At 71.4% G+C, this 18,136-nt stretch carries 16 protein-coding genes; 10 read left to right on the plus strand and 6 right to left on the minus strand.

Annotation, left to right across the window (positions count from 1 at the left end):
• Positions 1-4 precede the first annotated feature (4 nt).
• On the minus strand, positions 5-826 hold the full coding sequence (locus MUY14_RS05470; RefSeq protein ID WP_247021442.1) for a restriction endonuclease: 822 nt from the start codon (positions 824-826) through the stop codon (positions 5-7).
• Between the two features lie 3 nt (positions 827-829).
• Positions 830-1,507 carry an MBL fold metallo-hydrolase gene (locus tag MUY14_RS05475; RefSeq protein ID WP_247021444.1) on the minus strand — a complete coding sequence of 226 codons (678 nt, stop codon included), beginning with the start codon at positions 1,505-1,507 and terminating at the stop codon, positions 830-832.
• 110 nt (positions 1,508-1,617) lie between these two features.
• Here MUY14_RS05475 and MUY14_RS05480 point away from each other — a divergent pair, with 110 nt between their 5' ends.
• Together MUY14_RS05480 and uvrA are read left to right on the plus strand one after the other, a co-directional pair.
• On the plus strand, positions 1,618-2,823 hold the full coding sequence (locus tag MUY14_RS05480; protein ID WP_247021446.1) for an acyltransferase: 1,206 nt from the start codon (positions 1,618-1,620) through the stop codon (positions 2,821-2,823).
• A gap of 76 nt (positions 2,824-2,899) precedes the next feature.
• On the plus strand, positions 2,900-5,761 hold the full coding sequence (uvrA, locus tag MUY14_RS05485; protein ID WP_247021448.1) for an excinuclease ABC subunit UvrA: 2,862 nt from the start codon (positions 2,900-2,902) through the stop codon (positions 5,759-5,761).
• A 4-nt stretch (positions 5,762-5,765) separates the two neighbouring features.
• On the opposite strand, the gene MUY14_RS05490 is transcribed toward uvrA, so the two are convergent.
• Positions 5,766-6,299 (minus strand): fibronectin type III domain-containing protein, encoded by a 534-nt coding sequence (locus MUY14_RS05490; protein WP_247021450.1) that lies wholly within the window; start codon positions 6,297-6,299, stop codon positions 5,766-5,768.
• Positions 6,300-6,520: 221 nt separating this feature from the next.
• Between MUY14_RS05490 and MUY14_RS05495 the strand changes: the two genes are divergently transcribed.
• From MUY14_RS05495 to MUY14_RS05510, 4 genes are all read left to right on the plus strand, one after another.
• Entirely contained in the window at positions 6,521-7,024 is a 504-nt protein-coding gene (locus tag MUY14_RS05495) for a hypothetical protein (protein ID WP_247021452.1), read from the plus strand.
• Between the two features lie 147 nt (positions 7,025-7,171).
• Positions 7,172-7,723 carry a sigma-70 family RNA polymerase sigma factor gene (locus MUY14_RS05500; protein ID WP_247025062.1) on the plus strand — a complete coding sequence of 184 codons (552 nt, stop codon included), beginning with the start codon at positions 7,172-7,174 and terminating at the stop codon, positions 7,721-7,723.
• Entirely contained in the window at positions 7,720-8,439 is a 720-nt protein-coding gene (locus MUY14_RS05505; RefSeq protein ID WP_247021454.1) for an anti-sigma factor, read from the plus strand. Before MUY14_RS05500 ends, MUY14_RS05505 begins: the two co-directional genes overlap by 4 nt.
• Entirely contained in the window at positions 8,436-8,888 is a 453-nt protein-coding gene (locus MUY14_RS05510) for an SRPBCC family protein (protein ID WP_247021456.1), read from the plus strand. Before MUY14_RS05505 ends, MUY14_RS05510 begins: the two co-directional genes overlap by 4 nt.
• Positions 8,889-8,894: 6 nt before the next feature.
• Here MUY14_RS05510 and MUY14_RS05515 read toward each other — a convergent pair whose 3' ends face one another.
• On the minus strand, positions 8,895-10,319 hold the full coding sequence (locus MUY14_RS05515; RefSeq protein WP_247021458.1) for an MFS transporter: 1,425 nt from the start codon (positions 10,317-10,319) through the stop codon (positions 8,895-8,897).
• A 105-nt stretch (positions 10,320-10,424) separates the two neighbouring features.
• Between MUY14_RS05515 and MUY14_RS05520 the strand changes: the two genes are divergently transcribed.
• The gene (locus MUY14_RS05520; protein ID WP_247021460.1) at positions 10,425-10,817 is read left to right on the plus strand and encodes a helix-turn-helix domain-containing protein; all 393 of its coding nucleotides are present in this window, start codon (positions 10,425-10,427) and stop codon (positions 10,815-10,817) included.
• Positions 10,818-10,916: 99 nt separating this feature from the next.
• Here the strand turns inward: MUY14_RS05520 and MUY14_RS05525 are convergent, their stop codons facing one another.
• Positions 10,917-12,263 (minus strand): cation:dicarboxylate symporter family transporter, encoded by a 1,347-nt coding sequence (locus tag MUY14_RS05525; RefSeq protein ID WP_247021462.1) that lies wholly within the window; start codon positions 12,261-12,263, stop codon positions 10,917-10,919.
• Positions 12,264-12,413: 150 nt separating this feature from the next.
• Here MUY14_RS05525 and MUY14_RS05530 point away from each other — a divergent pair, with 150 nt between their 5' ends.
• The 3 genes from MUY14_RS05530 to MUY14_RS05540 all read left to right on the plus strand — a co-directional run bounded on the left by MUY14_RS05530 (position 12,414) and on the right by MUY14_RS05540 (position 16,761).
• Positions 12,414-13,988 carry a sensor histidine kinase gene (locus tag MUY14_RS05530; RefSeq protein WP_247021464.1) on the plus strand — a complete coding sequence of 525 codons (1,575 nt, stop codon included), beginning with the start codon at positions 12,414-12,416 and terminating at the stop codon, positions 13,986-13,988.
• Positions 13,985-14,653 (plus strand): response regulator, encoded by a 669-nt coding sequence (locus MUY14_RS05535; RefSeq protein WP_247021467.1) that lies wholly within the window; start codon positions 13,985-13,987, stop codon positions 14,651-14,653. The genes MUY14_RS05530 and MUY14_RS05535 overlap by 4 nt, the downstream gene beginning before the upstream one ends.
• Positions 14,654-15,012: 359 nt before the next feature.
• On the plus strand, positions 15,013-16,761 hold the full coding sequence (locus MUY14_RS05540; RefSeq protein ID WP_247021469.1) for a M64 family metallopeptidase: 1,749 nt from the start codon (positions 15,013-15,015) through the stop codon (positions 16,759-16,761).
• Here MUY14_RS05540 and MUY14_RS05545 read toward each other — a convergent pair whose 3' ends face one another.
• Positions 16,762-18,135, minus strand: a complete 1,374-nt coding sequence (locus MUY14_RS05545; RefSeq protein ID WP_247021471.1) for a beta-N-acetylhexosaminidase — start codon at positions 18,133-18,135, stop codon at positions 16,762-16,764.
• Between the last annotated feature and the right edge of the window lies 1 nt (position 18,136).

Consider the following 18,136-nt stretch of genomic DNA (forward strand, 5'->3'; position numbering starts at 1 on the left):
GGCGCTATCCGGCTGCCCCCACCGGCTCCCGCGTCAGGTGCTCCAGCCGCAGCGGCCAGTCCGCCCCGAGGTGCTCGTCCAGCGTGCGCACGAGCCTCGACCCGTCGACGAGCTCCACCCGCCCGCTCTTCGCCGCCAGCTCCTCGGCCGCCCGCGTGAAGGTGCTCGCCGTGACGACGACGCACCCGCCCGAAGTCGTCCCGAGCACCGACCGCACGACGTCGACGCCGACCCGCTGGTGGTGGCACTCGACCGCCTCGCCGGAACACACCGACCCGGCCAGCCGCTCGAACCCCGCTGGACCCAGCGTGAAAAGCAGCTCCCGCCGCGCCTCCGCCGAAGCCGGCAAACCGAGGTACCGAGCCCGGATCAGCGCTTCGGCATCGTCAGTCGCGTGCGCCACCGCGGCCGGCATCGAGCGGGCGTGGGCCACGAAGTACGCCTCCGTCGCCTGCAACGCCGAGTGCGGGTGGTCCGGCAGGAGATCCAGCACCCACCGGATCCCGGCCCACGGCGGCTGGTCCGTGCGGTTCGCGTAGAAAGCCTCGATCCGCCTGAAGTGGGGATCGCCGTTCGTGGCGCCCGTAGCCCGCGCCGCTGCCAGCCTCGAGTGGTCGTCCGGCGTCGCGCACGCAGGCATCAGCAGGTGCCGGAGCACCAGGTCGAACTCGGCGTCCGGACGCTCCTCGACCGACGCGACGAACTCGTCCCTCGTCGCGTCGTCCGGGAAGCTCCAGGTCCGCTTCAGCACCGCGCCGGCCGGGCTGTCCGCGTACGCCGACAACTCGGCCAGCCAGCCCGCCAGCCTCGGTGAGTCACCTCTCATGGGTCACCAGCCGCGCTCGCGCCATTCCGCCAGCTTGGCCCGCTCCGCGCCCAGCGTCGAGTCGTCGCCGTGGCCCGGGTAGAACCACGTCTCGTCCGGGAGCTCGTCGAAGATCCGGGACGACACGTCTCCGAGCAGCGACTGGAAGTCCTCCGGGGACGTCGTCCGCCCGATGCCGCCCGGGAAGAGCGAGTCTCCCGTGAACAGGTGCGGGTGGCCGGCCGGGTCGCGATACAGCAGGGCGATCGAACCCGGTGTGTGCCCCCGGAGGTGGATCACCGAAAGGGTGACCTGGCCCACCGAGAGGGTGTCGCCGTGCTCGACCAGGAAGTCCGGTGGCACCGGCAACGGCGCGGCGTCCAGCGGGTGGGCCGCCGTGTTGGCGCCGTTCGCGCCGGCCACCGCGCCCAGTGCCTGCCAGTGGTCCTGGTGCTGGTGGGTCGTCACGACCGTCTTCAGCGCCGGCCGGTCGGGGCCGTGGCCGATCAGGTCGGAGATGCGCTCCGGGTCGTTCGCCGCGTCGATGAGCAGGGCTTCGTTGTCCGCCCGGCACACCAGCAGGTACGTGTTGTTGTCCATCGGGCCGACGGACAGCTTGGTGATGGTCAGCTCGTCCAGCGTGCGCCGGGTGGCGTCGCCGCCCGGCTCGACGTGCCCGGTGTAGGTGTCCACGATGTTCACCGTGCACACGGTAGTCGTTTCACTCCAACCGGTTCCACCCGCACAAGCGCGCGGCCGCCCCGCCACGTAGGCTCACGGCGACCCCCAGCCAGCCCGACCTCAGGACGACCGTGCCCACCTCCCCGACGCCGCGCCGGATCAGCTGGGACCTCCTCCGCGTCGTCGCCGTTCTCGCGGTCATCCTCGGGCACGTCACCCACCAGGGCGCCCTGCTGCACCCCGAACTCACGGGGTACCCCTTCCGGGTGACAGCGCAGTTCGGCGCCGCGATCCTCCTGGTGATCTCCGCCTTCTTCGTTTGCGCCAGCCTCCGCAAGGGCAATCCGCGCCGGTGGCTGTGGAATCGCGTCGCGCGCCTCGTACCCGCGTACCTGGTCGCCGTCCTCGTGACCTACGTCGTGACGCGGTGGGCGGCCATCTCCTTCAGCGGCCTGCCCTACCCGCCCGGCGTCACCGGCTTCCTGTTCGGCGTGCCGCAGGGCCCGCCGTCGAACCCGTCGCCCTGGTACATCCCCACCGGGCTGGACCTGGTCACCAACCTCGGCATGGTGCAGGAGTGGGGCATCCGCTCGGGTGCGTTCTACTACCTCGACGGCTCCTACTGGACGCTGCCGGTCCAGCTCATGGCCTTCACCGGCGCGGCCCTGCTGTGGCCGCGGTCGTGGCGCACCCACCGGCTGACCGTCGCCCTGCTCTGGACGCTGATCCTGGTGCCGCTCGCGCTGCGCTTCGCGGTCTTCCCGCCGGGGACGGCGAGCCCGGTCGTCGAGACCTTCTTCTACGGCCTCGGCCTGCACCGGCTGCACGTCTTCGCCATCGGCGTCGCGATCTGGCTGTGGTCGCGGCGCCGGCTGAAGAACTGGCACGCCGCGCTGTTCGTCTTCGCCGCCGTCGCCGCGCAGGACCTGCAGGTCTTCCCGTTCCACGTCGCGCTGCCGCAGGACGCCCTGCGCTGGCCGTCCACGATCGGGTTCGCCGTGCTCCTGCTGCTGGTCTGCGTGGCCGCCCGCGGCCCGGACTGGCGGTTCCCCGGGCTGGCCCGGATCGCCCCGGCCGTCACCTGGCTCGCGGGCATCTCGTATGGTCTTTACCTGGTGCACCAGGAACTGGGCTACATCCTGGCCCGCGCCCTGCTCGACCTCGGGCTCCCCGGCTGGCTGCGGCTCCCCGCGGTTGTCGGCGCCGCCGTGCTGGCCGGCTGGGCGGTCACCGCAGGGGTCGAACGCCCGGCCCACCGGTGGCTCACCGCCCGCCGGAAGCCCGCAAAACCGCAGGTGGAAGACGCGGAGCCAGTTTCTGTCGGTGGTGGCTCGTAGCATGGATCGCGGCCACCCGTGCAGCCTGACACCGGGTCGGCGACCGCAACTGAGAATGACTTGAGAGGACCCTGGCGTGGCTGATCGCCTCGTTGTTCGCGGTGCCCGCGAGCACAACCTCCGCGGCGTGGATCTCGACCTGCCCCGCGACAGCCTGATCGTGTTCACCGGCCTGTCCGGGTCGGGGAAGTCGAGCCTCGCCTTCGACACCATCTTCGCCGAGGGGCAGCGCCGCTACGTCGAGTCGCTCTCGGCGTACGCCCGGCAGTTCCTCGGGCAGATGGACAAGCCGGACGTCGACTTCATCGAGGGCCTCTCGCCCGCGGTGTCGATCGACCAGAAGTCCACGTCGCGCAACCCGCGTTCGACCGTCGGCACGATCACCGAGGTCTACGACTACCTGCGCCTGCTCTACGCCCGCGCCGGCAAGGCGCACTGCCCGAAGTGCGGCGAGGCGATCAGCAAGCAGACCCCGCAGCAGATCGTCGACCAGGTGCTGGAGATGGACGAAGGCGTCCGCTTCCAGGTGCTCGCGCCGGTGGTGCGCGGGCGCAAGGGCGAGTACGTCGACCTGTTCGAGAACCTGCAGCAGCAGGGCTACGCGCGCGTGGTCGTCGACGGCACGGTCCACGCCCTCACCGACCCGCCGAAGCTGAAGAAGCAGGAAAAGCACCAGATCGGCGTGGTCATCGACCGCCTGAGCGTGAAGTCGTCTTCGCGCCAGCGGCTCACCGACTCGGTCGAGACGGCGCTGCGCCTGGCCGACGGGCTGATCGAGCTCGAGTTCGTCGACCTGCCGGAGAACGACCCGCACCGCATCCGCGGCTTCTCCGAGAACCTCGCCTGCCCCAACGGCCACCCGCTGGCCATCGAAGACCTCGAGCCCCGCTCGTTCTCCTTCAACTCGCCCTACGGCGCCTGCCCCGAGTGCACCGGCATCGGCATCCGCAAGGAGGTCGACCCGGAGCTGGTGGTCCCGGACGACGAGCTGTCGCTGGCCGAGGGCGCGATCGCGCCGTGGTCGGGCGGGCAGAGCGCGGACTACTTCATCCGCCTGCTCGAGTCGCTGTCGGAGACCATCGGTTTCCGGATGGACATGCCGTGGCGACGGCTGCCCGCGCGGGCCCAGAAGGCGGTGCTGCACGGCGTCGACGAGCAGGTCCACGTCCGCTACAAGAACCGCTACGGCCGCCAGCGCTCGTACTACGCGGCCTTCGAGGGCGTCATCCCGTTCCTCGAGCGGCGCCAGGAGCAGACCGAGTCCGAGTACATGCGCGAGCGGTACGAGGGCTACATGCGCGAGGTGCCGTGCCCCGCGTGCCAGGGCACCCGGCTCAAGCCGGAGATCCTCGCGGTGACGCTGGCGCACAAGACCCGCGGCGACATGTCGATCGCCGAGGTCTGCGCGCTGTCCATCGCCGAGGCGTCGCAGTTCCTCGACGAGCTGGAGCTCGGGCAGCGCGAGTCGATGATCGCCGGCGCGGTGCTCAAGGAGATCCAGGCGCGGCTGCGCTTCCTGCTCGACGTCGGCCTGACGTACCTCTCGCTCGACCGCGCGTCGGCCACCCTTTCGGGTGGAGAAGCGCAGCGGATCCGGCTCGCGACGCAGATCGGTTCGGGCCTCGTCGGCGTGCTCTACGTGCTGGACGAGCCGTCGATCGGCCTGCACCAGCGCGACAACCACCGCCTGATCGAGACGCTGACCCGGCTGCGGAACCTGGGCAACACGCTGATCGTCGTGGAGCACGACGAAGACACGATCCGCTCGAGCGACTGGGTGGTCGACATCGGCCCGGGCGCGGGCGAGCACGGCGGCCACATCGTCCACAGTGGACCGTACAAGAAGCTGCTGAAGAGCAAGGAATCGCTGACCGGGCAGTACCTGTCCGGCCGCCGGAAGATCGACATCCCGGCGATCCGGCGCCCGATCGACAAGAAGCGGCAGCTGACCGTCGTCGGCGCGCGCGAGCACAACCTGCGCGGGCTGGACGTCTCGTTCCCGCTCGGCTGCCTGGTCTCGGTCACCGGCGTGTCCGGCTCGGGCAAGTCGACGCTGGTCAACGACATCCTCGCGACGGTGCTGGCGAACAAGCTCAACGGCGCCCGCCAGGTGCCGGGCCGGCACACCCGCGTGAACGGCCTCGGCCACGTCGACAAGCTGGTGCGCGTCGACCAGTCGCCGATCGGGCGGACCCCGCGGTCCAACCCGGCCACCTACACCGGCGTCTGGGACCACGTCCGCAAGCTCTTCGCCGCGACCACCGAGGCGAAGGTCCGCGGCTACCAGCAGGGCCGGTTCTCCTTCAACGTCAAGGGCGGGCGCTGCGAGGCGTGCGCGGGCGACGGCACGATCAAGATCGAGATGAACTTCCTCCCGGACGTCTACGTCCCCTGCGAGGTCTGCAAGGGCGCGCGGTACAACCGGGAAACCCTCGAGGTGCACTACAAGGGCAAGACCGTCTCCGACGTGCTCGACATGCCCATCGAGGAGGCCGCGGAGTTCTTCGAGCCGATCAAGGCCATCCACCGCCACCTGCAGACCCTGGTGGACGTCGGACTCGGCTACGTCCGGCTCGGCCAGCCCGCGCCGACGCTGTCGGGCGGTGAGGCGCAGCGCGTCAAGCTGGCCAGCGAACTGCAGAAGCGCTCGACCGGCAAGACGGTGTACATCCTCGACGAGCCGACCACCGGCCTGCACTTCGAGGACATCAACAAGCTGATCGGCGTGATCAACGGGCTGGTGGACAAGGGCAACTCGGTCATCGTGATCGAGCACAACCTCGACGTGATCAAGACGTCCGACTGGATCATCGACATGGGTCCCGAGGGCGGCTCGGGCGGTGGCACGGTGATCGCCGAGGGCACGCCGGAGCACGTCGCCGGGGTCGAGGCCAGCTACACGGGCGAGTTCCTGCGGACCGTCCTCACGGCGGAGTAGCGGCTCACCGCTCCTTCCCGGTGGTCCGGTGGACCACCGGGGAGAGCGGGCCGTAGTGCAGCGTCCGGAGCCGGTAGGCCGACCGCTCCTCGCCGGGCAGCAGCGAAAGCGCGCACGTCGTCTCGTCCGGGCCGGTCACCTCGACCGGGTCGAAGTCCGGCGCGCCCGGCCGCCGCACCTCCAGCAGGAAGCCGGCTTCGTCCGGCGTGCGGTCGGCCCAGGTGAACGTCACCGTGTCGCCCGACGTCACCGCCTTCAGGTCCGTCGAGACCGGGCCGGTGAACGGCTGCACCCGGTAGTAGAACGGCGTCTCCGGGATCAGGTCCGGGTGGTGGTAGCTCGTCGTGTGCGCGGGCAGGAACCGCAGCGTCGTCCACGGGCCCGCCGGGTCGTTCGCGTACTCGACGCGGTGCCCGGCGCCGTCGTCCGGCCAGCTGAGCACCACGTCGGTGGGCGAAGTCAGCGATGCCGTGAAAGCGGGAGCCGGCGAGCAGCCCGCCAGCAGCAAGGCGACCAGCAGGAGGGGTTTCACGCGCACGGCGGCTCCCGGGACGGCGGGGGCGGCGGCGGACCCGCTCAGCTTAGGAACCGCGCCCGCACGCCGACAAGATCGTGCCGATCACCGGGACGCACCAATCCGCCCGCGCCGCGGCGCCGAAAGGGGCGAAACCCGGCTGAACCGTTCTTCGCGACCGTCCGTGTTCCCAGGTGTCGAGGTCCGCCGGACGGCGGTGCCGCCCTCACCGAGGAGAGAACGTCATGAACCGTATCCGGCCGGTCGTCGTCAGCGCGGTCGCGCTCGTCGCCGTCGCCACGTTGTCCGCCTGCGGTGAAATGGCCGACGGTGCCCAAGGGCCGCAACACGGGGAGCCGGGGCACAAGATGCTGGCGGTCGCCACGATCAACGGTGTCGGCGCGGTCGTGACCGACGCCGACGGCAAGACGCTCTACCGGTTCGACAAGGACCTCTCGCAGCCGCCGACGTCCAACTGCGACGGGGAGTGCGCGACCTCCTGGCCGCCGCTGCTCGCCGGGGTGGCCACGCCGATGCTCAAGGGCATCCAGGACACCCAGGTCGGCACGACGACCCGCAAGGACGGCAGCAAGCAGATCACGCTCAACGGCTGGCCGCTGTACGAGTTCTCCGGCGACAAGACCGCGGGCGACCTGAACGGCCAGGGTGCCAACGGCACGTGGTTCGCGGTCGCCCCGGACGGCAGCAAGATCACCGCGGGCGGCAAGGCCGGCGGGTCCGGGTACTGACCACCGACGGGTTTTCCGGGCAGAACGAGGAAGGACGGGCAGCCGATGAACACCATGGTCGCGCTGCGCTCGACGCACGCACCGCCGGTGGAGCTGAGGGTTGCACTACTGTCCTCGACGACTCAGAACACCGTCGGGAGGACGAGGGTGGCCATAGGAGGCAGGCGGCCTAAGAAGGCCAAAGGCGAAGACCTGATTCGGCAGCTGTACACCGAACACGGGCGAAGCCTGCTGGCCTACGCGACGAGGCTGACCGGGGATCGTGCGGCGGCCGAGGACGTGGTCCAGGAGACGCTGGTCCGAGCGTGGAAACACGCGGACGACTTGCAGAACGACGGGAAGGGCTCGGTGCGCGGCTGGTTGCTGACCGTCGCGCGCAACCTGGTCACCGACCGGGCACGGGCCCGGGCGGCCCGGCCCCAAGAGGTGGCCGAACCGGCCGAAGGCGTGCCGACCCCGGCTGTCGAGCGCGATCACGCCCAGGGCGTGGTCGACTCGATGACCGTGCTCGGCGCGATGGACGGGCTGTCCAACGAGCACCGAGAGGTCCTGGTGGAGATCTACTACCGGGGACGGACGGTGGCCGAAGCGGCGAGAACACTGGGCGTCGCACCGGGTACCGTGAAGTCAAGGTCCTACTACGCACTGAGAGCACTGAGAGCAGCGATGATTTCGAGCGGAACGGAGGTGGCGCGATGAACTCGGTCGACGAGAGTCACACGCAGCTCGGCGCGTACGCCCTCGGCGCGCTCGATCCCGGGGAGGCGGCCGACTTCGAGCGGCGGCACCTGCAGACCTGCGCACAGTGCCGGTTCGACCTGAACGAGCTCGTGGCTCTGCGCGAGTCACTCGACGAGGTACCGCCCGAGGCGTTCCTCGACGGGCCGCCCGAAGGCGGGGACCTGCTGCTGCAGAAGACCCTGCGCCGGGTGCGCGACGAGGAAGAGGCGGCGCCGGCGCGCTCGGGCCGCTCGTCGTCCCGGCGGGGCCTGGCCCTGGTGGCGGCGGCGGTGCTGGTGGTGGCCGCGCTCGGCGGCGGCGTCCTGGTCGGACGGCAGACGAGTTCCACGCCCGACCTCGCGATCCCCATGCCGCAGACGGACGTCCCCGGCACGAAGAGCGTCGAAGGCCGGGATCCGACGACCGGCGTGCAGCTGGCCGCTTCGGTGAGCCCGTTCCAGGGCTGGGTCCGGGTGAACGTCGCCGTGAAGGGCGTCCAGGCCGGGGAGAAGTGCCTGCTGCAGGTCACCACGAAGGGCGGCCAGTCGGTGACCGCCGGCAGCTGGCAGGTGTCGGAGAAGTGGGAGAGCCAGGGCTTCTCGCTCGACGGGTCCGCGCTGGTCGCGCCCGACGACGTCAAGTCGGTCGACATCGTCACGGTGGACGGCCGGAAGCTGGTCTCGGCCCAGGTGTGACGGCTTCGGCGGGCGCGAGCTACCGGTTCCGCAGCACGTGGCTGCTGCCGGGAAGCGAGCCCGAGCGGGTGTTCGGCGTGGTCACCGACCTCGCCGGCTACCCGCGGTGGTGGTCGGACGTCCGCGCGGTGCGCCGCGTGGACGACGACACCGCCGAACTGGTCTGCCGGTCCCGGCTGCCGTTCCGGCTCGTCGTCCGGATGCACCGCGACCACCAGGACGAGCGCACGGGCCTGATGCGGGTCAGGCTCAGCGGCGACCTCGACGGGGTACTGGCCGGTGCGGTCCGCGCGGCGGGCGCGGGCACACTGCTGGAGATCACCCAGGACGTCCAGGCCCGCAAGGAGTTGCTGCGGCGCCTCGACGTGGTGGCCCGGCCGCTGTTCCGCGCGAACCACGCGCTGATGATGCGGCGGGGCCACCGCGGCCTTTCGTCCTACTTGGCCTGAGGCGGGTCAGGCGTGACCGGCGGTGCAGACCGCGGGCTCCGCGGTGGAAGCCGGCGGAGCGGGAACCGTGCGGCGGGCCAGTACCAGCGCTCCCAGTGCCACCGCGGCCACCAGGAAGCCCGCGCTCACCCCGTACGCCAGCCGGAACCCGGCCGCCAAGGCCTCGCGGTGGTCGGCGCCGCCGAGGGAAGCCGTCCGGGACGCCGCCACCGAAGCCAGCACCGCCGTGCCGATCGCCGCGCCCACCTGCTGGGTCGTGGTGATCAGGCCGGACGCCACTCCCGCGTCCGGCGCCGGGACGTCCGACATCGCCAGTCCCATCAGCGCCGGGATCGCCGCGCCCGCGCCGAGACCCATCACGAGCAGCGGCGGCAGCACGCCGGTGAAGTAGTTCCCGCCGACCTGCGTCAGCAGCAGCAGGCCCGCGATCACCAGGCCCAGGCCGGACAGCAGCACCGTCCGCGGCCCGAACCGCGCCGACAGCTTGTCCGCGAAGCCCAGCGACGCCACCGCGATCACCAGCGGCACCGGCAGGAACGCGACGCCGGTGCGCAGCGCGTCGAGGCCCAGCACCTGTTGCAGGTACAGCGCCGTCACGAACTGGAAGCCGAGCATGCCGGCGACCATCAGCACCATCACCAGGTTCGCGCCGGTCACCGCGCGGATCCGGAACAGCCGCAGCGGCAGCAGCGGCGTGCGCGCCTTCGCCTGCCGCACCACGAACGCGGCCAGCAGGCCGGCCGCCGCGGCCAGCGCGCCCCACGCCGCCGACGAAACCGCGTACACGCCGAGCATCACGGCGCCGGTGACCAGGACCGCGCCGAGCAGGTCCAAGCCCGCCCGGAGGCCGGTGCCGCGATCCGGGGCAACCACGCGGACGGCCAGCAGCAGCGCGGCGACGCCGATCGGCAGGTTGACGTAGAACGTCCAGTGCCAGTTCAGCGCCTGCGTCAGCGCGCCGCCCGCGATCAGCCCGATCGACGCGCCCGCCGCCTGCGTGAAGCTGTAGACGCCGATCGCCTTCGCCCGGGCCCGCGGCTCCGGGTACATCGTCACGATCATCCCGAGCACCACGGCCGACGCGAGCGCCCCGCCGATGCCCTGGACGAACCGCGAGACGACGAGCACGCCCGCGTCCGCCGAGAGCCCGGCCACCAGGGACGCGGCGGTGAACAGCGCCAGCCCGCCGAGGAAGACGCGGCGGCGGCCGAGCAGGTCGCCGAGCCGCCCGGAGATCAGGAGCAGACCGCCGAAGGCGACCAGGTAGGCGGTGACCACCCAGGCCAGCCCGGCGGGCGTGAACCCCAGGTCGGCCTGGATGGCGGGCAGCGCCACCGCGACGATGCTGCTGTCGAGCACGACCATCAGCGAGGCGGCGCACAGCACCGCCAAGGCGAGGCCGCGCGAGCGGGTGGGGTGGTTCTCGGCCATGTCGGGCCCCTCCAGTTGAGCGTTCCCCCTGGTCGTCGCCAGGGCACTTCTTGTAACAGTGCCCATCATGTGTGACCATGGGTGACCGCGTAAGGAGGCACTTCCATGTCCCAGGGGAACATCGGTGTACCTGTCGAGGTCACGGAGATCGACCCGGAAAAACTCGATGTCTGCACCGTGCTGGAGGTCATCAACCGGATCAGCGGGAAGTGGGCGATCGGCATCCTGCTCGAGGCGATCCGCGGACCGGTGCGGTTCACCGAGCTGGAACGCGCGGTCAACGGGATCAGCCGCCGGATGCTGACCCTGACGCTGCGCAACCTCGAGCGCGACGGCCTGCTGAAGCGCACGATCTACCCGACGGTCCCGCCGCGCGTGGAGTACGAAGCCACGCCGATGGCGAAGGAGCTGTACCAGTCGCTCAACGGCCTGCTCGGCTGGGCGGAGCGGCACCGCGACGACATCGCCGAAGCGCGCGTCGCCTACGACGCGGCCTGAAAACGTGGAAACGGGCCGCTGCGCGAGGTCGGGGAGACTCGCGCAGCGGCCCGTCGTGGCTCGTGCTCAGCGGGGGCGTGAGCACGAACGTCGGGGGTGCTACCGCACCGTGGCTTCCGCAGGCTCCGGCTCCCGCTCTTCGTCGACCATCGTGGATTCGTCGAAGGGTGCCTGCCCGGCGAACACGCGCCGGGCCTGTTCGCGGTCGAACTCCTTCGTCCAGTTTCCGATGAGGACGGTCGCGACGGCGTTGCCCGCGAAGTTCGTCAGCGCGCGGGCCTCGGACATGAACCGGTCGATGCCCAGGATGAAGCCGACGCCGTTGACCAGTTCCGGCCGGTGCGACTGCAGACCGCTGGCCAGGGTCGCGATGCCGGAGCCGGACACGCCCGCGGCGCCCTTCGACGCGATGATCATGAAGACCAGCAGGCCGATCTGCGCGCCGATCGACAGCGGCTCGTCCTGCGCCGCGGCGATGAACAGCGTCGCCATGGTCAGGTAGATCGCGGTGCCGTCGAGGTTGAACGAGTAGCCGGTGGGCACGGTGATGCCGACGACGGACTTGTCGACGCCGAGGTGCTCCATCTTCGCGATCAGCCGCGGCAGCGCCGACTCCGACGAAGACGTCGAGAGGATCAGCAGGAACTCGCGGCCGAGGTAGCGCAGCAGCTTCAGGATGCTGACGCGGGCGCCCAGCCACAGCACCAGCCCGAGGACCACGAACACGAACACCAGGCAGGTCGCGTAGAACCCGATCATGATCACCGCGAGGCTCTTCAACGCGGCCCAGCCGGTCGCGCCGACCACCGCCGCGATGGCGCCGAACGCGCCGATCGGGGCGGCCCACATGATCATCGCCAGGATCCGGAAGACCAGCTTCTGCAGGTGCTCGACACCGCGCAGGATCGGAGCGCCCTTCGGGCCCAGCTTCTGCAGCGCGAACCCGACGAGCAGCGCGACGAGCAGCGTCTGCAGCACTTCGCCTTCGGTGAAGGCGGAAACGAGCGTCTTCGGGATGATGCCGAGCAGGAAGTCGACCGGGCCTTCGGCGCCACCGGCGGACTTCTGGACGCTCTTCACGTCGGCCGGGTTCAGGTGCAGTCCGGTGCCGGGGTGCAGCAGGTTGCCCACGACCAGCCCGATGGCGAGGGCGAACGTCGACATGATGATGAAGTAGAACAACGCCATCACCCCGACCTTGCCGACCTTGGCCGCCTTCGCGACCGAGCCGACGCCGATGACGATGGTGCAGAAGATGATCGGCGTGATCATCATCTTGATCAGGTTGACGAAGCCGTCGCCGAGGGGCTTGAGGCCCTTGGCGAAGCCCGGGAAGAGGAAGCCCACCAGGATCCCGAGCAGGACCGCGACGATCACGGCCAGGTACAGGTAGTGGGTCTTGTCCCGCTTGCGCGGGGTCTCCTCGGTGGTCGGTGGGGTCGGCACCGTTGCCTCCAGCTCAGGGGTGTTCCAGGTTGCGGCACACTGTAGGCGCACTTCGGTGACCCGGCTCACTTGTGTTCATTGAGTTCGCGCGCACCGTCCCGTTCGGACACCGGGGCGCGCGTGTGCTGGTATGAGGAGGTGCCCCCGACGATGCGGTCCCGCTGGAGCCTGGCCCGTCAGCTGCTCGTGCTGCAGCTGGTGGTGCTGTGCGTGCTGGCCGGCGCCGGGATCACGTTCGCCTACCTCGACGCGTCTCGCGCGGTCGACGAAAACGCGCGCGACCAGGTCCGCGCGATCGCCTCGACGGTGGCCGACGCGCCGACCGTCGTCGCCGCGGTCAGCACGCCGGACCCGAGCGCGACGCTGCAGCCGTTCGCGCTGCGCGTGCAGGGCGACACCCACGTCGACTTCATCACGATCATGAGCCCGGCCGGGATCCGGTACACGCACCCGAATCCGGCGCTGATCGGCCAGCACTACATCGGCACCATCGACCAGGCGCAGCGGGGCGAAGAGCTCACCGAGACCTACACCGGCTCGCTCGGCCCGTCGGTGCGCACGGTCGTGCCGGTCTTCGACGCCGGCCACCGGGTGGTGGCGCTGGTCGCGGCCGGGATCACCGTCGCGGCCATCTCGGCCGAGCTGCGCGAACGGCTGTGGCCGCTGTTCGGCGTGGCCGGCGCGGTGCTGCTGGTGGGCGCGCTCGGCGGCTGGCTGATCAGCGCCCGGCTGCGGCGCCAGACCCGCGGCGTCGCGCCGGACGAGCTGAGCAACCTGTTCGAGTACCACGAAGCCGTGCTGCACTCGGTGCGCGAAGGCGTGCTGCTGGTGGGCCGCGACGGGCGGATCGGGCTGTGCAACGACGGCGCGCGCACGCTGCTGGGCCTCGACAGCGACCCGGTCGGGCGCGAGCTGGCCGCGCTGGGCCTGCCCGCCGAACTCGCCGAAGCCTTCAGCTCTTCGGAAAACCGCGCGGAAGAACTGCACCTGACCGACGCCCGCGTCCTGCTGGTCAGCACGACCGCCGTCCGCTCGGGCGGCCGCGCGCAGGGCACCGTCGTCGTGCTGCGCGACCACACGGAACTGCAGACGCTGACCGGGGAACTGACCACCGCGCGCGGCCTCGCGGAGGCGTTGCGGTCGCAGGCGCACGAGGCGGCGAACCGGCTGCACACGGTCGTTTCCCTGGTGGAGATCGGCAAACCCGAGCAGGCGGTGGAGTTCGCGACCGCGGAGCTCGCGCTGGCGCAGGAGCTGACCGACCGGGTCGTCGGCGCCGTCGCCGAGCCGGTGCTTGCCGCGCTGCTGCTGGGAAAGGCGGCCGAGGCGAGCGAGCGCGGGGTCGAGCTGACCGTCACCCCGGACACCGTGATCGACGACCTCTCGCTCGGCGTCGCGGCCCGCGACCTGGTGACCATCCTCGGCAACCTGATCGACAACGGCCTCGACGCGGCGGTGCGCGGCAACGGGCACCCGAAGGTCGTCGTCACGGCGCGCACCGAGGAGGACGGCTTGCTGCTGCGCGTGGCCGACACCGGGCCCGGCGTCCCCGACGACGCCGACGTGTTCCGCCGCGGCTGGTCGACGAAGGCGGAGGACGGCCACGGCCTCGGCCTGGCACTGGTCGGGCAGGCGGTCCGCCGCTACGGCGGTACGGTCGAGGTCGGACGGGACGGCGGCGCGGTGTTCACCGTGCGCCTCCCGCGGCAGGAGGCGGACCGGTGATCCGGGTGCTGGTGGTGGAGGACGAGCCGGTCGCGGCCGAAGCGCACCGCGTGTACGTCGAACGGCTCCCCGGCTTTTCGGTGGCCGGCGTGGTCCATTCCGGCGGCGACGCCCTGCGCTTCTGCGAGCGCGAGCCGGTCGACCTGGTGCTGCTGGACTTCTACCTCCCGGACACGCACGGCTTGGCGGTGTGCCGATCGCTGCGCGCGGCCGGCCTCCCGATCGACGTCATCGCGGTGACGTCGGCCCGCGACCTCGCCTTGGTGAAGGCGGCGGTGTCGGTCGGGGTGGTGCAGTACCTGCTCAAGCCGTTCACGTTCGCGACCCTGCGCGAGAAGCTGGAGCGCTACGCGGAGTTCCGCGATGCGTCCGGCGAGGTGACCGGCCAGGCGGAGATCGACCGCGCGCTGGGCGCGTTGCGCACGACGGAGCAGCCCCCGCTGCCGAAGGGCATGAGCGTCCAGACCCTGGAGGCGATCCAGGACGCGCTCTCCGGAGCGGCGGAGGGCCTTTCGGCAGGAGCGGCGGCGAGCGCGATCGGCGCTTCGCGCGTGACGGCCCGGCGGTACCTGGAGTACTTGGCGGACAACGGAATGGCCCACCGCGAGCCCCACTACGGCCAGGTCGGGCGCCCGGAGGTCTGGTACCGCCTGACGAGGGTGTGAGCTACCGCCGGCCGGCCAGGTCTCGGATCACCCGAGCCGACCGCCGTTCGACCTCCGCACGCCTGACCCGCCTGACGAGCGCGAGGGGAGCGCGGCGGGCGCGACGGGTGCCCAGCTGTCGCGCCGACCCGCCCGGAGCTGGTAGCGCACGAACTCCGCCGAGACCTCGTCGGGCCACGTCGTAGTTGGCGAACACCACCACCTAGTCGGCGGTGACGACCACCGTCCCCCTCGAAACCCCATACCCGTCAGCCCCGTCGCGTATAACGACCTATACCGCGAGCCTCCGACTTCCGGCGGTTCCGGCGGCGCGGTCCGTGCGGTAGACCGGGAAGATCACCGACCAGGGGAGTGCCGCCATGCGGAAGTGGGCCGGGATCGTCGCAGCCGCGATCATGGTGCTGGGGATCGCCACTCCGGCAGAGGCCGGCGAACCCGCCGGCAGCGTCACCGACGTCCAGGTGACCGGGCCGGTCTCGCAGCGGTTCAACCTCGTCGTCCTCGGGGACGGCTACACCGCCGCCGAACAGCCCAAGTTCTTCGCCGACGTCCAGCGGCACGTCAGCACGCTCTGGTCGCTCGAGCCGTTCAAGTCCTACCGCAGCTACTTCAACGTCTTCGCCGTCTCCATCGCCTCGCCCGAGTCCGGTGTGGACTGTGACCCCTCGCTCGACGCGCCGAAGAAGAACACCCCGCTGGACATGGGTTTCTGGGGCGGGTGCAACGCGCAGAGCGTGCAGCGCCTGCTCACCGTCGACGACGCCGCCGCGCAGCGGTACGCCGACCTCGTGCCCGGCACCGGCCCGGCGAACCGGCAGATCCTGGCGCTGGGCAACAGCAGCACCTACGGCGGCGCGGGTGGTTCGTACGCGACGGCGTCGGGCGGGAACGCCTTGTCCGCGCTCATCTCGCCGCACGAACTGGGCCACTCGCTCGGCGGCCTCGACGACGAGTACGACTACTACGCCCGCAACGTCCCGGGCGGCGCGTACGAAGGCGGCGAGCCCGACTCGGTCCACCACACCCTGCTGACCGAAAAGCAGCTGCGCGACCAGCACGCGAAGTGGTGGCGCTGGCTCGGCGAACCGAGCGAGTCCGGCGGCTCGATCGGCCGCTTCGAAGGCGGCCTGTACACGCAGACCGGCGTGTGGCGCCCGAGCAAGCACTCAATGATGAAGACCCTCGGCTACAACTTCGACCAGGTCGGCCGCGAGCGGATGACGCAGCGGATCGCGGCGAAGGTCCCGCTCGTCAGCGGCGGTACGCCGGCCGGGACGATCGGCGCCGACCGGGTCGTGTGGCTGCGGACGATGCACCCCGTCGACCACCGCCTCGACGTCCGCTGGACCCTCGACGGCGTCGCGCTGCGGGCCCGCGAAGCGGTCGACCTCCGGCAGGCGCACGTGAAGCCGGGCAAGCACACGCTGACGGCGACGGTCACCGATCCGACGCCGTTCGTCCGCGACCCGGCCGCTCGGCCCTCGGCCACGCGCACCTGGACGGTGGACACCAGCGTGGTCACCCCGCCCGCGGGCGGCCCGGCGGTGGTCGCGTCGACCGCCACCGCGCAGCCGGTCGGCGGGCACGACGTCGTCTACGTCGAAACGGGCGAGCCGACCGGGGCGGTTCCCCAGGTCCGCTGGGCCCTCGACGGCAAGCCGGTCGCGACCGGGCCCGACTACGCGCTGAAGGAATCCCGTGGGACGCACCAGCTGACCGCGACGACCGGCGGCACGACGCTGACCTGGACGGTCGACGCGGCGGGCCCGACGACGACGGCCGAAGCACCGGCGGGCCAGGCGGTCCACGGCTCGTTCACGATGCGGCTGACGGCGTCCGACGGGATGCCGGAGTTCCGCGTCGACGGCGACGGCTGGCACAAGTACTACGGCTGGCCGACCGACCCGGACGCGCCGTACCTGTTCACCCCGCGTGGCACGGAAATCGACGGCCTGGCGTACGGCAACCTCGGCCCGGACGGCCTCACGGTGTCGCCGTTCACCGAACGCAAGCCGGGCTACGGCCGCCACCGCGTCGAGTACCGCTCGATCGACGCGGCGGGCAACACCGGCCCGACGCGCTCGTTCGAGGTGACGCTGCTGCCGTGATCAGCGGAGCCGGCCCGGCACCCCGGGCCGGGTCTGCCACGGGTGCGGTCCGGCGAGCGGCCGGTACTCGACGCCGAGCGCGTCGAGCCGGGGCAGGTGGTGGTCGCGCAGCCGCGGCAGGAATTCGGCGTAGTCCCGGGCCCCGGAGCTCCACGCGACCTCCGCGAACGCCGACAGCCGCGGGAACGCCATGTAGTCCACGCGCCGGACGGTGTCGAGGTGCTCGCTCCACACCTGCGCCTGCACGCCGCGCAGGCGCGGGCCGGTGAGGGCCGGCTCGTACGCGTACACGTCCTCCAGCGTGTGCACCGCGCCGACCGGGATCGGCTCGTCCGGGTGCTCGGCCTGGCGGTGGTCGAGGTAGACGTGCTGCTCCGGGCACATCACGACGTCGTGGCCGGCTTCGGCCGCGCGCAGGCCCGCGGCCTCGTGCTGCCACGAGCCGATCACCATCGGGGGGAGGCCGTCGATGTCGAGGACCTCGTCCCAGCCCATCGGCGTCCGGCCGCGAGCCGTCAGGTGCTCGGCCAGCAGGCGGACGAACTCGCGGTGCTCGTCGGTCGCGCCCGGCGTCTCGTCGCCGCCCAGCGCGATCACCGGGGACGGGAAGACCTCCAGCAGGTAGTCGAACACTGTCCGGAAGAAGTCCAAAGTGGACTCCGATGGCGACAGCAGCGAAGTGCTGATGCCCCAGGAGGTCCAGATCTCGTACGACGACTCGGTGCCCAGCGCCGGATACGCGGCCAGCGCCGCCCGCGCGTGGCCCGGGATGTCGATCTCGGGCACCACCGTGATGGCTCGCGCGGCCGCGTAGGCGACGATCTCCCGCAGGTCGTCGCCGGTGTAGAAGCCGCCGTGCGGACGCCCGTCCTGCGGGCCTCCGCTGCCCTGCATCGACGACGGCCGCCAGCCGCCCACCGACGTCAGCTCCGGGTACTCCGGCACCTCGAAGCGCCAGCCCTGGTCGTCGGTGAGGTGCAGGTTCAGCACGTTCAGCTTGTGCGCGGCCAGCAGGTCGACGAACCGGAGCACCTCGGCCTTGGTCCGGAAGTGCCGGGCGACGTCGAGCAGGCAGCCGCGCCAGCCGAACCGCGGGTGGTCTTCCACCACCCCGCACGGCAGGGAAAGCCCGGTTTCCAGCGAAGCGGCGCGGAACGCGTCCGGCCCGGCGAGCTGGCGCAGGGTTTGGCGTCCGTAGAACTCCCCGGCCGCGTCGGCGCACGACAGCACGACGCCGGACGGCGAGATCTCCAGCCGGTAGCCCTCCGCCGGCAGGTCGGTGCCGCGAACGTCCACAGGGGACGGCCAAGGGCACGAACCGGGAGCGGGCGTCACCGAAACCGGCCGGGGGAGCAGTGTGTCGAAGGAAGACATG

Source organism: Amycolatopsis sp. FBCC-B4732, assembly GCF_023008405.1.
In the GTDB taxonomy this organism is placed as follows: domain Bacteria; phylum Actinomycetota; class Actinomycetes; order Mycobacteriales; family Pseudonocardiaceae; genus Amycolatopsis; species Amycolatopsis pretoriensis_A.